The sequence below is a fragment of the Neorhizobium sp. T25_13 genome (assembly GCF_002968675.1).
GTDB lineage: Bacteria > Pseudomonadota > Alphaproteobacteria > Rhizobiales > Rhizobiaceae > Neorhizobium > Neorhizobium tomejilense.
In genome coordinates, this window is sequence record NZ_PVBI01000002.1 from 231,178 (window position 1) to 245,626 (window position 14,449).

9 protein-coding genes are annotated in these 14,449 nt (G+C 63.8%); 6 read left to right on the forward strand and 3 right to left on the reverse strand.

Going from position 1 to position 14,449, the window contains the following annotated elements; genetic code table 11:
- The first annotated feature begins 187 nt into the window (after positions 1 to 187).
- The gene (gene hupB / locus C5J22_RS04600) at positions 188 to 463 is read left to right on the forward strand and encodes a DNA-binding protein HupB (RefSeq protein WP_007753405.1); all 276 of its coding nucleotides are present in this window, start codon (positions 188 to 190) and stop codon (positions 461 to 463) included.
- Between the two features lie 181 nt (positions 464 to 644).
- A complete protein-coding gene (locus C5J22_RS04605) occupies positions 645 to 2,834 on the forward strand; it encodes an esterase-like activity of phytase family protein (protein ID WP_105437376.1) in 2,190 nt (729 codons plus the stop codon).
- 121 nt (positions 2,835 to 2,955) lie between these two features.
- Here the strand turns inward: C5J22_RS04605 and C5J22_RS04610 are convergent, their stop codons facing one another.
- Positions 2,956 to 3,942, reverse strand: a complete 987-nt coding sequence (locus C5J22_RS04610; RefSeq protein ID WP_105437377.1) for an aldo/keto reductase — start codon at positions 3,940 to 3,942, stop codon at positions 2,956 to 2,958.
- A 115-nt stretch (positions 3,943 to 4,057) separates the two neighbouring features.
- On the opposite strand from C5J22_RS04610, the gene C5J22_RS04615 reads away from it, so the two are divergent.
- Positions 4,058 to 5,293, forward strand: coding sequence for a DNA repair exonuclease (locus C5J22_RS04615; RefSeq protein ID WP_105437378.1), 1,236 nt, complete (start codon positions 4,058 to 4,060; stop codon positions 5,291 to 5,293).
- A gap of 3 nt (positions 5,294 to 5,296) precedes the next feature.
- Complete coding sequence (locus C5J22_RS04620; protein WP_105437379.1) at positions 5,297 to 8,749, forward strand: YhaN family protein; 3,453 nt, start codon at positions 5,297 to 5,299, stop codon at positions 8,747 to 8,749.
- Here the strand turns inward: C5J22_RS04620 and C5J22_RS04625 are convergent.
- Together C5J22_RS04625 and C5J22_RS04630 are read right to left on the reverse strand one after the other, a co-directional pair.
- The gene (locus C5J22_RS04625) at positions 8,746 to 9,594 is read right to left on the reverse strand and encodes a DUF6030 family protein (RefSeq protein WP_105437380.1); all 849 of its coding nucleotides are present in this window, start codon (positions 9,592 to 9,594) and stop codon (positions 8,746 to 8,748) included. The genes C5J22_RS04620 and C5J22_RS04625 overlap by 4 nt on opposite strands.
- Before the next feature lie 131 nt (positions 9,595 to 9,725).
- Positions 9,726 to 10,511 (reverse strand): metallophosphoesterase, encoded by a 786-nt coding sequence (locus tag C5J22_RS04630; RefSeq protein ID WP_105437381.1) that lies wholly within the window; start codon positions 10,509 to 10,511, stop codon positions 9,726 to 9,728.
- Between the two features lie 448 nt (positions 10,512 to 10,959).
- Between C5J22_RS04630 and C5J22_RS04635 the strand changes: the two genes are divergently transcribed.
- Together C5J22_RS04635 and C5J22_RS04640 are read left to right on the forward strand one after the other, a co-directional pair.
- Entirely contained in the window at positions 10,960 to 12,030 is a 1,071-nt protein-coding gene (locus C5J22_RS04635) for a polysaccharide biosynthesis/export family protein (protein WP_245440292.1), read from the forward strand.
- Between the two features lie 138 nt (positions 12,031 to 12,168).
- Positions 12,169 to 14,442: a polysaccharide biosynthesis tyrosine autokinase gene (locus C5J22_RS04640; protein ID WP_245440311.1), complete on the forward strand. Its 2,274-nt coding sequence runs from the start codon at positions 12,169 to 12,171 to the stop codon at positions 14,440 to 14,442.
- Positions 14,443 to 14,449 lie beyond the last annotated feature (7 nt).

The window sequence follows — 14,449 nt, forward strand, 5'->3', positions numbered from 1 at the left end:
GGTTATGCCAAATTGGCACCAGCAATGAAAAAAGCCGGCAAAACGCCGGCTTTTTTTGTGAAAAATAACGCGGACCCCTTGTTTTTCAGGCGATTGCGGAGCTTTTGGGTTGCCACGGGCGGGCGCCTGACTATTGTCTGCCCCGATTACATGAGTCGTTCCAAAACCGTTTGAAAGGGGTGGAAACATGAATAAGAATGAGTTGGTATCCGCAGTGGCCGAGAAGGCCGGCCTCTCTAAGGCTGATGCCGCATCCGCTGTAGACGCCGTTTTTGAGACCGTACAGGCTGAACTGAAGAAGGGCGGCGATATCCGTCTTGCCGGTTTCGGCAGCTTCTCCGTTTCCCGTCGCGAAGCGTCCAAGGGTCGTAATCCTTCGACCGGCGCCGAAGTCGACATCCCGGCACGTAATGTGCCGAAGTTCTCGGCCGGCAAGGGCCTGAAGGACGCAGTCAACAGCTAACGCGCTGCCTTTAAGGCATCCTGTTACAGTCTCGCATTTGAAAAGGCCCGGGTTTTCCCGGGCCTTTTTTACGAATTGCTAATCTCCACCGGCCAGGACGCCGGATGCGAAAACTGTCATCTGCCTGTCACGACCGTGGCTCACAAGCCAGCTGTGTGTTTCATGGACAGGAGGGCTTCCCATGACGTTTTCACTTCGTGCCGCGTTGACCGCAGCACTTCTTGCTTCGGTCGCCGTGCCGGCGAGCGCCGAGCAGGTTTTCAACCGCATCGCATCTTTCCCCGTCGCCGCCAATCTTCCCGCCGACAAGGACAAGCTGAGCGTCAGCTCGGCCGAGATCGTCACCGCCAGCGAAGACGGCATGACGCTCATCTATACCGATAGCCCGCTCGGCGCGATCGGCTTCGTCGACATCACCGATCCGAAGGCCCCGAAGGCGCTCGGCGCGCTCACCTTCAAGGGCGAGCCGACCTCGGTTGCGTCGGTCGGCAAGAAGGTTCTCGCCGCCGTGAACACCGGCGAAAGCAAGCAGAAGCCGACCGGCTTCCTTGCCGTCGTCGACATTGCGACGAAGAAGGTCGACCTGACCTGCGATCTCGGCGGCCAGCCGGACTCGATCGCCGTCTCCAAGGACAAGACCTTTGCCGCGATCGCCATCGAGAACGAGCGCGACGAGGACGTCAACGAAGGCGCCCTCCCGCAGATGCCGGCCGGCGACCTGGTGATCGTCTCCCTGAAGGACGGCACCGCCGACTGCGCCTCGATCAAGCACGTGGCGCTGACCGGCCTTGCCGGTGTCGCGCCGGAAGATCCGGAGCCGGAATTCGTCGCCATCAACGACAATGGCGAAATTGCCCTGACAATGCAGGAGAACAACGAGATCGTCATCATCGACGGCAAGACCGGCCAGGTCACCGGCCACTTCTCCGCCGGCAAGGCCGATCTCGAAGGCATCGACAACAAGACCGACGGCCAGCTGTCCTTTACGGCCAAGGCTTCGGCGTTGCGCGAGCCTGACGCCGTCAAGTGGCTCGACAACAACCGCCTCGTGGTCGCCAACGAAGGCGACTGGAAAGGCGGCTCTCGCGGCTTCACCATCTTCGATCGCACCGGCAAGGTTCTCTACGAATCAGGCGCCTCGCTGGAGCGCGCGGTTGCCCGCCTCGGCCATTTCCCGGAAAAGCGCGCGCGCTCGAAGGGCATCGAGGTCGAAGGCATGGAAGCCGCGACCTTCAACGGCCAGAAGTATCTCTTCCTGCTCGCCGAACGCGCCTCTGTCGTCGCCGTCTACAAGGACACCGGCGCCGAGCCGCAGCTCATGCAGATCCTGCCCTCGGGCATCTCGCCGGAAGGCGCCGTCGCCATTCCGGGCCGCAACCTGTTTGCGACCGCCAATGAAGTCGATCTCGGCAAGGACGGCGGCGCCCGTTCGCATGTGATGATCTACGCTCTGGAAGAAGGCGTGGCCAACTATCCGAAGCTCGTCTCCAAGGACGTCGACGGCAACGTGCTCGGCTGGGGCGCGCTCTCGGGTCTCGTAGGCGACACCCAGAAGGACGGCATCCTCTATGCCGTCAGCGACTCGGTCTACACCATGCAGCCGTCGATCTTCACCATCGACACCACCAGGAAGCCCGCCGAAATCACCGGCGTCCTGCGCATCACCCGCGGCGGCCAGCCGGCCCAGAAACTCGACATCGAAGGCATCGCGCTCGACGGCAAGGGCGGTTTCTGGCTGGCGTCGGAAGGCGACTCCGCCAAGCTAACCGGCCATGGCCTCTACAACGTCGATGCCAAGGGCGAGATCAAGGCCGAGATCGGCCTGCCCGCTGACCTGCTCGCCGGCGAGACCCGCTTCGGTTTCGAAGGGGTGACGACGGTCGGGTCAGGCGACGACATGGTCCTGTGGATGGCGATGCAGCGCGAGTGGAAGGATGACCCGAAGGGCACCGTCAAGCTCGTCTCCTACAAGCCGAAGTCCAAGGAATGGGGCGCCGTGCGCTATCCGCTCGACAAGGCCGGGGCAGGTTGGGTCGGCCTTTCGGAAATCACTGCCCATGGCGACTATGTCTACATCATCGAGCGCGACAACCAGATCGGCGACGCCGCCAAGCTGAAGAAGCTCTATCGGGTAGCGATCGCCGACCTGAAGCCGGCCAAGATCGGCACCGAACTGCCGGTGGTGAAGAAGGAAGAAGCCCACGATTTCATCCCGGATCTGAAGGCTTCAAACGGCTACGTGGTCGACAAGCTCGAAGGCTTCACCTTCGACAAGTCCGGCAAGGCCTTCGCCGTCACCGACAACGACGGCGTCGATGACAGTTCTGGCGAGACCCTGTTCTTCCCGGTCGATCTCAAGGGCACTCACTGAGCCTCTCTATGGCGGAAACGAGAAAGGCCGGGTTTTGCCCGGCCTTTCTGTGTTTCTGGGGGGCGTAACCAGTAGCCCTCAGTGCTCGAGCTGCCATTTTTAAGGGGCAGGCTCGGCGTTCCTACCAGCGCTGATGCACATGCGGGGCAACCAGCCGGGCATAGATTTCCTTGGTCGCCGTCATCACGTCGGCCGAAAGTGCGGCAAGCTCTGCCGCCGCCGCATTGCCTCTGGCCTGCGCCTCGTTGCGGGCGCCGGGAATGACGACGGTGACCGCTTCGTTCATAAGGATCCATTTCAGCGCGAAAGCCGCCATCGACCCTCCCTGCGGCACCAGCTTGCGGACTTCCTCGACCGCCTGGAGGCCGACTTCGAACGGCACGCCGGCAAAGGTCTCGCCGACATCGAAGGCATCGCCATGACGGTTGAAGTTGCGATGGTCGTCCTTGGCAAACGCCGTATCGCGGGTGATCTTGCCGGACAGCAGCCCGCTTGCGAGCGGCACGCGGACGATGACTGCGACGTTCTTCCGCCTGGCCTCGTTGAAGAACAGGTCGGCCGGGCGCTGGCGAAAGATGTTGTAGATGATCTGGATACTGGTGACGTCGGGATATTCGATCGCCTTCAGCGCTTCCTCGACCTTCTCGACGCTGACCCCGTAATTCTTGATCTTGCCGGCGCGACGCAGATCGTCGAGCGCGCCAAAGACTTCCGGGCGGTAGAGGACTTCGGTCGGTGGGCAGTGGAGCTGCACGAGGTCGAGGCTGTCGATTTCGAGGTTCTTGAGGCTGCGGTCGATGAAGCCTTCGAGATTGGCCCTTGTATAGCCGTCGGCGACATGCGGGCTGAGGCGCCGGCCCGCCTTGGTCGCGACCATCGGGCGATCGCCGCCGCGCGACTTCAGGACGCCGGCAATGATCTTTTCCGAGCGGCCGTCGCCATAGACGTCGGCGGTGTCGATGAAGGTGACGCCCGCACCGAGCGCCGCTTCCAGCGCCTTGGCCCCGTCCGCTTCGGCGACGTCGCCCCAGGAGCCGCCGATCTGCCAGGCGCCGAAACCGATCTCGCTGACGGTGAAGGATGTGCGTCCGAACGCGTGGTTTCTCATGATGTCCTCCGAATAAGATTGGGCTATCCACAGGCTGCGGAACCCTGAGCTTCCTTCGTGCCCGGCATTTGCCTAAAACACCTGATCAGCTCCGGCAACCGAAACAAGCGATTCGATGACCTCCTTCCGATTCATTCACGCCGCCGACCTGCACCTCGGCAGTCCCTTCCAGGGGCTGGCGCTGAAGGATGCCACGATCGCCGAATTGTTCATCGAGGCGAGCCGCACGGCGTTTTCAGGCCTGGTCGACCAGGCGGTCGAACGCAAGGTGGACTTCTTCATCGTTGCCGGCGACGTCTATGACGGTGACTGGAAGGACAACAAGATTGGCCTGTTCTTCAACCGCGAAGTGGCGCGGCTGGAACGCGCCGGTATCCCCGTCTTCCTGCTGAAGGGCAATCACGACGCCGAAAGCGTCATCACCAGGACGATTACCCTGCCGAAGAATGTCAGCGAGTTCCCGGTCAACAAGCCGGGCAGCTTCAAGCTGGACCATTTGAAGGTGGCGCTGCACGGCCAGGGCTTTGCCGAACGTTCGGCGGTCGAAAACCTGTCGCTCGCCTATCCGAGGCCGGAACAGGGCTGGTTCAATATCGGCGTGCTGCACACCTCGCTCACCGGCCGCGAGCCGCACGCGCCCTATGCGCCGTGCTCGGTCGAGGACCTGCGCTCGCGCGGTTACGACTACTGGGCACTCGGCCATGTTCATGATTTCGAGATTGTCGCCGAAGACCCGCTGGTGGTCTTCCCCGGCAATCTCCAGGGCCGCTCGATCCGCGAGCAGGGGGCTAAGGGCGCGGTCTTGGTGACCGTCGAGGACGGTCGCATCACCCATGAGCGGATCATCACCGACAGCGCCCGCTTTGCCGAACTCGTGGTCGTGGTCGAACCGGACGACAACATCCCGGCGATCCTGCGCCGTATCGAGAATGCGTTGGAAGATGTCGTCGAACGGATGGAAGGCCGGCCGCTGGCGCTGCGCATCCGCCTGACGGGCAAAAGCCGCTTCCGCAACGAGGTCATGGCCCGCGCCGAGGATTTTCGCGACGAGGTCCAGGCCGCCTGCCATCGCTCCCATCAGGATATCTGGCTCGAAAAGCTGGAAGTGCGGCTGGAACCGGAAATGAACGGGACGCGCGTCGCGACCGACATGCTCGGCCTCGAAGGCCTCATCCCCATGGACGGCTTCCCGCCGGAACTGCTCGCCGACGCCAACGCCAAGATCGCCGAGATCACCGCCCGCCTGCCGGGCGGCATCGGCGCCGGCGACCTGGCGCTCGGCGATGACGCTGAAGCGCTGCTGGCCGAGGCCCGCGATCTCCTGCTCTCGCGTGCGGCGAGGGCTGGCTGATCCATGCGTTTCAACCGCCTCGACATTCTGCGCTATGGCGCATTGACAGACCGGACGTTGACCTTTCGTCCGGACGCCAGACTGCATGTGATCTACGGACCCAACGAGGCCGGAAAGTCCTCGGCGCTGTCGGCGATCTCCGACCTGCTGTTCGGTTTTCCGACTGCCGCCGAATACAGCTTCCTGCACGACGCGACCGCGCTTCGCGTCGGTGCCGCGATCACCGCGCGCGATGGGCAGGCACTCGAATTCCGACGCCGCCGTGGCCGCAAGAACACGCTGCTCGCCGCCAATGAGGCGGAGGAAGCCTTGGCCGAGGATGCCCTGGCGCCATTCCTCGGCACCCTGTCCCGCGACGTGTTCGAACGCGCCTTCGGCCTCGATTCCGCGTCGCTCAGGGCCGGTGGCGAGACGATGTTGAAAAGCGGCGGAGAGATCGGCAGCCTGCTGTTTTCCGCAGCCTCCGGCCTGACCGGTCTTTCGGACCTGCGCAAGTCGCTCGATGCGGAAGCCGACGGCATCTATGCGCCGCGTCGCTCCAAGGACCGCGCGTTCTATCAGGTCCTCGACAGCCATGACGAGGCGCGCAAGGCCGAACGCGACAACGAGCTGAAATCCGGTGACTGGAAAAAGCTGCTCGCCGAACAGGCCGAGATCGAAGCCGATCTTGCCGCCGTGCAGGCCGAGCGGCAGGAAACCAAGCGCGCCCTCGATCGCTTGCGGACACTGCTGCGGCTGGAACCGGTGCTGCGGGAGATCGACCGCGAGCGGCAATTGCTCACGCAATACGAAGCGCTGGCTGCGTTGCCTGCCGGCTTCGAGGAGCGACTGGCCGGGGCTCTGGAGGCAGAGCACAAGAATGCCGAAGCGCTCAAGGCGGCGGAGGCCGAGGTATCGCGCCTGCACGATGAAATCAGCGCCGTGCACGTCGATGAGGCACTGATCGCCGCGGCGCCCAGGATCCTTGCCGCCCATGCGGACAAGGGTGCCTATCTGAAGGCGCGGGAAGATATCGCCCGGGTGCGCGGCGAGGTCGACGATTTTGACCAACGTATCGCGCAGGCGGCCCGCCGGCTCGGTTTTGGCAAATTCGAGGAGCTTCAGCGCGCCCAGCCAGCCGATGCCGATCTTGTGCACCTCCGCAAGCTTGTCGAGGAGGGCAGCGAGCTCGACCGCAGCCTGAAGCAGCTTCGCCAGCAGATTGAGGACGCCCAGGATGTTCTGCGGCGGCTCGGAGACCACGGGCCGGATGGCCGGTTGATCGATCCGAAACCGTGGGCGGAACAGCTCGCCGTGCTGCGTCCGGACGTCAGCGAGCTCTCCGGCATCGAGGCCCTGCAGGTGCGCGTCACCCGTGCCGAAAGCGATCTTGCCGCCACCGCCGCGCGCCTCGACCCGCCGGTCAAGGATATCGGCCGTCTCCTCTCGGTGCCGCTGCCGGATATCGCGACGCTCACCCATCACCGCCGGCTGATCGATGCGGCCAAAGCGGAGAGCGCCCAGGCGGCCCAGAAGCTCGCCGGCATCCGCGACGAAGCCAAGGCGATCGCCGGCCAGCTTGCTGCGCTGGAAGGGCAGGGGCGGATCGTCTCCCGCGAGGATATCGCAGCGGCAAGAGCCGGCCGCGACGAAAAGGTCGACGCGTTCGGGACAAAACCTTCTGCCGAAAAACTGAGCGAACTGAAGATCGCCGTGGAGGATGCAGACCGGCTTGCCGATGCGGCGCTCGCCGATGCTGAACGTGTCTCGCGCCATGCCCACCTCACGCTGCGGCAGCGGGAACTGCTTGAGGCGATCGGCGCTGCCGAGACCGCGGCCAGGGAAAGCGACATTGTCGCCGCCGATGCGGTTACCGAATTCGAAGACCTTTTCCATGCAGCGCCTGTCGCGCCGTCGACGCCGGAGCGGATGATCGAATGGCGCCGTGCCGTCGACGGACTTTCCCTGCTGTCGGGCGCATTGGACGAGGCGCGCGACGAGCTGGAGACGCTTCGCCTCAGGGAGGAAAAACTCAAGCCGGCCTTGCTGGCGCTGGCGGATGCCATCGGCCTTGCCGCATCGGCGCTGCCGCCGCTGGCACTCGCCCGCGGGCTGGAACGCCGGATCGGGGAACTGACCGAGCGCTGGACCGAAAGCCGTTCGCTGGAAGGCAAGCGCCATTCCGCCGAGGAGACGCTGGAAAAGCTGGAGGAACGCGAAACCGGTCTGCGCCGGGATATCGAACGCTGGCGCTCGACGTTCTCCCATGCCGCGGTGCTGGCGGGACTTTCCGAAGACGCGACGGTCGACATGGCTCTCGCGGCGCTGGATGTCTGGCGCACCGTTCCCGATCTTCTCTCCGAACGCGAAAACCGGGATCGCCGCGTCAAGGGCATGGCGCGGGACATGGAGGATTTCGAAGCGGAGGTGAAGGCGCTTGCCAATGCGGTGGCGCCGGATCTGGTCTCGCTGCCTGCCGATGTTGCGGCAGGCATGCTGAATGACCGCGCAACAGACGCAAAGACCGCCGCAAACCAGCGGGCCACCCTCACCACAGCGCTGGAGCGCGCCGAGCTCGCGGTGGCCCGGCACGCCGCCGACGCGGAAAGACTTATGGCGGACCTGCGCGGGCTTGCCACCGCCGCATCCAAGGATATCGAGGAGGCCGACGGCCTTCTTCGTGATCTTCGCGAACGCAACCGCTTGGAAGCGAGCCTCGCGCAATGCCGCAGCCGCTTTGCCGAACAGGCGGACGGTGCGACCGAGGACGAGGCACGCGCCGCGCTCGTCGGTTTCGACAGGATCGCCGCCGGCCTGGAAATCGAGCGGTTGGATGCCGAGGATGCCCGGCAGGTCGAGCGGATGAAGACCCTCGGCATTGCCCAGGCCGATAGCGAGCGCCGCCGCCGGGAGCTGGAAACCGGCATCGGTGCCGAACGCGCAGTCTTCCAGAAGCTCGCGGCGGAGACGGAAGCCAAGGAACTGGCGCGGCGCTGGGTCGTTCTGAAGCTCGCCGCCGGCCTTCTGGCGAGCTCGATGGACGCCAATCGCGAACGTCAGGCGGATCCGGTCATGCAGCGGGCAGGGCAGGTCTTCGCCGATCTCACCGGTGGCCGCTTCTCGCGCCTCGTCCAGGTTTATGACGAGCGCGACGAGCTGCAGCTCGCGGTCGAACGGCAGACCGGCGAGCAGGTGAGGCTTGACGGCCTGAGCGAAGGTACCGGCGATCAGCTCTATCTGGCGCTGCGGCTTGCCTTCCTGGAGGACTATTGCAGCCGCAACGAGCCGGCACCGCTGATCCTCGACGACATCTTCCAGACCTTCGACGATGAACGGACTGCGGCCGGCATCCGGACGCTCGCCGCGGCCGGCGAAAAATTCCAGACGGTACTCTTTACCCACCAGATGAGCCTGGTCGAGACGGCGCGCCGCGAACTGGGGGACGGGCTGGACCTCGTCCAGCTGGAGCGAACCTAGGAGGCGGATTGCGGCTGAGACGGGCTGCGCAGCGCCAGGCAGCCGACCGGCATGCGATAGGTCGGCGTAGCCCAGCTGTCCGGCGGGGCCGACGGGCGTTCGCCGCAGCCGGCCGTCTGCCGGCGCGGCAGGATCAGCAGATTGTAGCGCCGTGCGTCGGTGATCTCCCGGCTGAACGTCATCCGGTAGTTTTCGACGATCGAGCTGAACTCGGTGCGTCCCGCCAGTTTCTCGACCAGATAGGTCCGCGTCTCCGGCGTCATCGGCAGCCCGAAACGCTCGGTTGCCGCGATTGCTTCGCTGAGCACCGCAAGCTCCGTGGTCAGATCCGTCAGGCTGACCTTGATGCGAAAGCTGCTGACAATGCCGGGCTCCGTGCCGCGCGCCTGGATGAACAGCGCAGCCGGTTCAGGCGCATTCCCGAATTCCTCGAAGAACAGGCATTCCCAATCGTCACCCGAAGGGGTGAAGGTGGGCGCCGTGCCTCTATCGTCCCGCAGCAGGTCGCAGCGCTCCTCGGCCGAAAGTGCCTCGGTCTTCTCGAACACCGCCATCCGCTCGAGGCCCGCCTTGAGAAGCCAGGGCGGGTAGTGTTTCTCCGGTGGCAGCGATCTATGCCTGCCGACCCGGAGGGGCGGCGCCGGTGGCGCGGGAAGTAGGTATTGCTCCAGCGCGAATTGCCGGACGAGCCGCTTGTAGTTTCGGCCATTGTTGACAAAGAACACGGTTGTCGCGAGGGCGGCCAGCACGACCGCAAGGAAAAAACCGAAAACCAAAACCGCCGAATGCTGCCTGCGGCGGCGGTCGGCTGGTGTCTGTATGTTTGCCTTACCCTCCTCCGGCATGGCTCCGCTTCCGATCGAGGATGGCCCGGCGTTGGGTCCCCGCCGACAACATAACACGCCTCTTCGGCCCGATGATCAAGCCTCTGCTGTTCCGGTGGTATCGGCGTCGGCTCGCCCGACATCCCTGTCGTTCAAAGGAACGAGAAGCGGCCGCCGTCGATCTTGAGGATCGTGAGCCTGCCGGAATAATAGGCGCCCGTATCGATGCCGATCCGGCCGGGTCCGAAATCCGGTTCCGGCTGCGGCGTATGTCCGTGGATGACGAGAAGCGGCAGCTGCGGTCCGGTCGCAAGAAAGGCGTCCCGGATCCAGAGCATGTCTTCATCGGTCTGCTGTTTGAGCGGTATGCCGGGCCTCAGGCCCGCATGGACAAAGACGAGCTTGCCGATCGTCAGGCTGGCCGGGAGACTGGCGAGGAATTTCCTGTGCGGCACCGGCACGGCTTCCATCAGCAGGTCGCCGAACCTGGTGCCGCGCTTCCTGCCGCGGGCGCCGAACTGGTAGGGGTCCAAGCCGTAGGATAGCAGCGTCTGTTCGCCGCCCATTCCCAACCATTCGGAATAACGTTCCGGATCGTCCACGAACCTCATGAAAATATCGTCATGATTGCCGCAGAGCGCTATCCGCCTCAACCCGTGCTCGCTGGGCCTGATCAGGTGTTCGAGGACGTGGCTCGAAGCCGGTCCCCGATCGACATAGTCGCCGAGCAGGATGACCATGCCGGGACGTCGGTTTTCTTCGATGTCGTGAGCGATGCGCGCCTCGGCATCCCGAAGCAGGTCGAGGCAGCCGTGCACATCGCCGATCGCATAGATCGGATAGGAGGGCGGGTTCTGACCGAGATCGATCCGGCGGCGGCGAGGCCGGATCGGTCTAGCCGACCGGCGTCCCCAAAACCAGTCCGTCAACTTTCGCATGCTTACCGCCATCCGCCTGATATGTACGATCCCGCCGCCAATGAGAAGTGGATGCCCCAAGGAGTGTTAACAACGTCCAAAGTGCTGGGCTTTCCATACGGGTGTCGGTAATTGCCGCCGCCATCTGTGGGACAATTCCGCAGGCAGACAAGGCCGTTCGACAGCGTTGGTAGCGGAGGAGCTGTATTCTGTGGATAGTAAATGATTAACCAACCATGTTGTTGATTTGCCACAGCATGCGGATTTTCGATTCGCCCGCGGTTTACCCCTCAGAATCACCGGGTCCCCCCGTCGGCTAAACCGATACCATACTTTGGGTTGTATGGCGGGGCGTATGTTTAGTTCCTTGGGTGCTGTTTTAACGCTTGCTACTATTGTGTTTCTGTCCGGCTGCACAGGACTTCCGAGGTCCGGTCCGGATCCGCACGCCGTTGAAGCCAATGCAACCGTGAAGGCATTTTCCGCCGCCGGCAACAGGGTCGGCATCGACTATGCGCTCGTCGACATCAATCATTCCGTCCTCGCCCATCTGCCGAAATCGGCCAGGTCTAGCCTGAGCGCCGGTTTCGGCTCTGGCAGCAGCGGTCCACCGCCGCTCACTCTCGGTGTTGGCGATGTCGTTCAGGTCTCCGTGTTCGAGGCGCAGAGCGGCGGCCTGTTCATTCCCGCCGATGCCGGCGCCCGTCCGGGCAATTACATCACCCTGCCGAACCAGACGATTGGTCGTGACGGCACATTGAGCGTCCCTTACGCGAACAGGGTGAAGGCCGCCGGCCGTCCGGTCGATGCCGTGCAAATCGATATTGCAGAGCGTCTGGCCAATCGCGCCATCGAGCCTCAGGTGGTCATCTCGACGGTGACGAGCCGTTCGATGGGCGCATCGGTCCTTGGCGACGTCAAGCAGGCGAAGAAGATCGAACTCAGCCCCGCCGGCGAACGCATCATCGACGTGATTTCCGAGGCAGGCGGTTTGAGTGTCCCCAAGGAAGAGGCGACGGTCACGCTCCAGCGCCGCGGCCGCAGCGTCACCGTCGCCTATCGAACGTTGAGCGAACATCCGCGGGAGAATATCTATGTGCAGCCGGGCGATACGATCTTCGTCGATCGCAACCGCCGGACTTTCCTGGCCTTCGGCCTGACCGGTGAAAGCGGACGCTTCGATTTCGACGATTCCAATCTGTCGCTCGGGGAGGCTTTGGCGAAGGCCGGCGGTTTGCTCGACGACAAGGCCGAGCCGCAATCGGTCCTGCTCTACCGCCTCGTGGAGCGTGATCTTCTGCGCAATATCGGCCTCGACGTCAGCCGGTTCAGAGCGCGGGACGTGCCGGTGATTTTCCGCGCCAATCTGCGCGATCCGGCCGCGTTCTTCGCCGTCCAGCAATTTCCCATGCAGGACAAGGACGTGATCTATGTATCGACGGCCGATGCGGTCGAGCTTGTAAAATTCCTTACCATCCTCAATTCGGTCACCGCCTCCACCCGGGATATCGCGAGTAGTCATGATGCCTGGCGCGACTGACATTCAGGCCGCATGCGGCCGCTCCGGGTCGGCTTCGGCCGCTACGCGCATCGGTCGGGTGGTGCGATGAACCAGCGGCCGGTTTTTCTCACTCGCCACCAGCCGGAGCCCCGCGACGAGGAAGCTCCGGAACTGGACATGGACGGCCTGATCGCCATCGTTCGGCGGCAGTGGCGGGTGGTCGCCCTCTGCATCGCGGTGTTTGTGGCGCTCGGCATCGGCTACCTCCTCACCGCCGTGCCTCGATATACCGCCAGAACCAGCGTGCTGATCGACCGCGGCAACCGGCAGGTCGTCGAGCAATTGTCGACGATCGGCGGGGTCATGGACGACGAGGCGTCTGTCCTCAGCCAAGTCGAGCTGCTGCGCTCCGAGACGATAGGCCTGTCGGCTGTCGACAAGCTGAAATTGTCGGATGATCCGGAATTCATGGTGGGCCGCCGAAGCCTGCTGCTCGCGGCAGTATCCGACATACGCTCGATACTCGATATCAGGCGATGGCTGGGCGGTGGCGAGGTTCGTTTCGATCAGATCGAGGCAAATCGCCGTCAGGCACTTGCCAACCTTCTCGGCAATATGAAGGTTTCGCGGGTCGGGCGTTCGTATGTCCTGCAAATCGCGTTCACGGCCACATCGCCGCGGCTTGCCGCAGCCGTCGCCGGCGCGATCGCGGATGCCTATCTGACCGACAAGCTGGACGCCAAATACGATGCCACAAGGCGAGCCGGCACCTGGCTGCAGGAGCGCATCGAGGAACTGCGACAGCGCTCGCTGGAGTCCGATTTGGCGGTCCAGAGATTTCGCGCCGCCAACGGCCTTGTTGTTGCCAATGACAAACTCGTTTCCGACCAGCAGCTTACGGAAATGAACAGCGCGCTGATCGTGGCGCGTGCCGATACCGCCAGAGCCCGGGCGCGTTCCGAGCGGATCGAAGCGATCATCGCGAGCGGCGAGAGGGACGCGATCGTCACCGACGCGCTGGACAGTTCGGTCATCAGCTCGCTGCGTGAAAAATACCTGGACTCGTCGAAGCGGGAAGCCGAGATATCGAGGCGGCTGGGGCTGGACCATGTCCAGGCGGCCCGCCTTCGCCAGGATATGGCGGAATATGACCGACTGATGTTCGACGAGATCAGGCGGATCGCCAGGAGCTACCAAAGCGAACTGGAGGTCGCCCGGTCGCGCGAGCGCCAGATTATGCAAGGGGTTCGCAACGCCACCGACATCAGCGTCACCGCAGGGGAAACGCAGGTGCAGTTGCGGGAACTGGAGCGGGCGGCCGAAACCTACCGGAACCTCTATCAGACGTTCCTGCAGCGATATCAGGAGGCCGTGCAGCAGCAGTCCTTTCCCGTCACGGAAGCGCGTATCATTTCCCGCGCCGTGCCGCCGGCGGGGGCGAGCGAGCCGCGGCCGTCCCTGGTGCTTGCGCTTTGCCTGGCGCTCGGCTGCGGCGTCGGCGGAGCGGTCGGGGCATTCCGCGAGTTCCGGGACCGGTTCTTCCGCACCGGTGAACAGGTGAGGGATGTTCTGGGCTTGGAATATCTCGGGTCGGTACCGCTGGTGGAACCGCAGCCGGGCATAGGCCCCCCGACGGAGCCCGTGAAGGGGGAGGTATCGAGGAAGAACGGCCTATCGGTCTTCGCGCTGGAGCATCCGTCCTCCGCCTTTGCCGAAACGCTGCGTAGCGCCCGGATCGCGGCGGATGTCCAGATCGACAGGCCCCACAAGGTCATCGGCATCGTTTCGATGCTGCCGGGTGAGGGTAAATCGACCATCGCCACGAATTTCGCCCAGGCGCTGGCCGGGAGTGCGAGGACACTGCTGATCGATGCGGATCTTCGCAATCCGGGTGCCACCAGGGCGCTGGGCCCGCATGCGGAAGAGGGGCTGCTCGAAGTGCTGCTGGAAGACCAGACGTCGGCCTCGGCGATGTTGATCGATCCGGAGACCGGCTTGAGGTTCCTGCCTGCGGTCGTAAAGCGGCGGACACCTCATTCATCGGAACTGCTGGCATCGGCCGCCATGGCCAGGCTGCTGGCGCAGATGGCCGGCGACTTCGATTATATCGTCCTCGACCTGCCGCCGCTCGGCCCCGTCGTCGATGCGAGGGCCATCGCCCCGCGTGTCGATGGCTTCATCATGGTCGTCGAGTGGGGCGAGACATCCCGAAAGGCCGTCAAGGATACCCTGAATGCGGAACCCCAGATCGCCGGCCGTTGTCTCGGCGTCATCCTCAACAAGGTCGATACCGCCAGGATGAAGCTTTATGAGGGATACGGTTCGCCGGACTATTATGCATCGCGTTACACGCAGTACTACCATGAAACGCATCCTGATCCGACGCCGGTTTCCATCGGCACCGCAACCAGGATCAAAACGGCAAGGGAGAAGCCTGACAACAGCCGATGATCTTTTC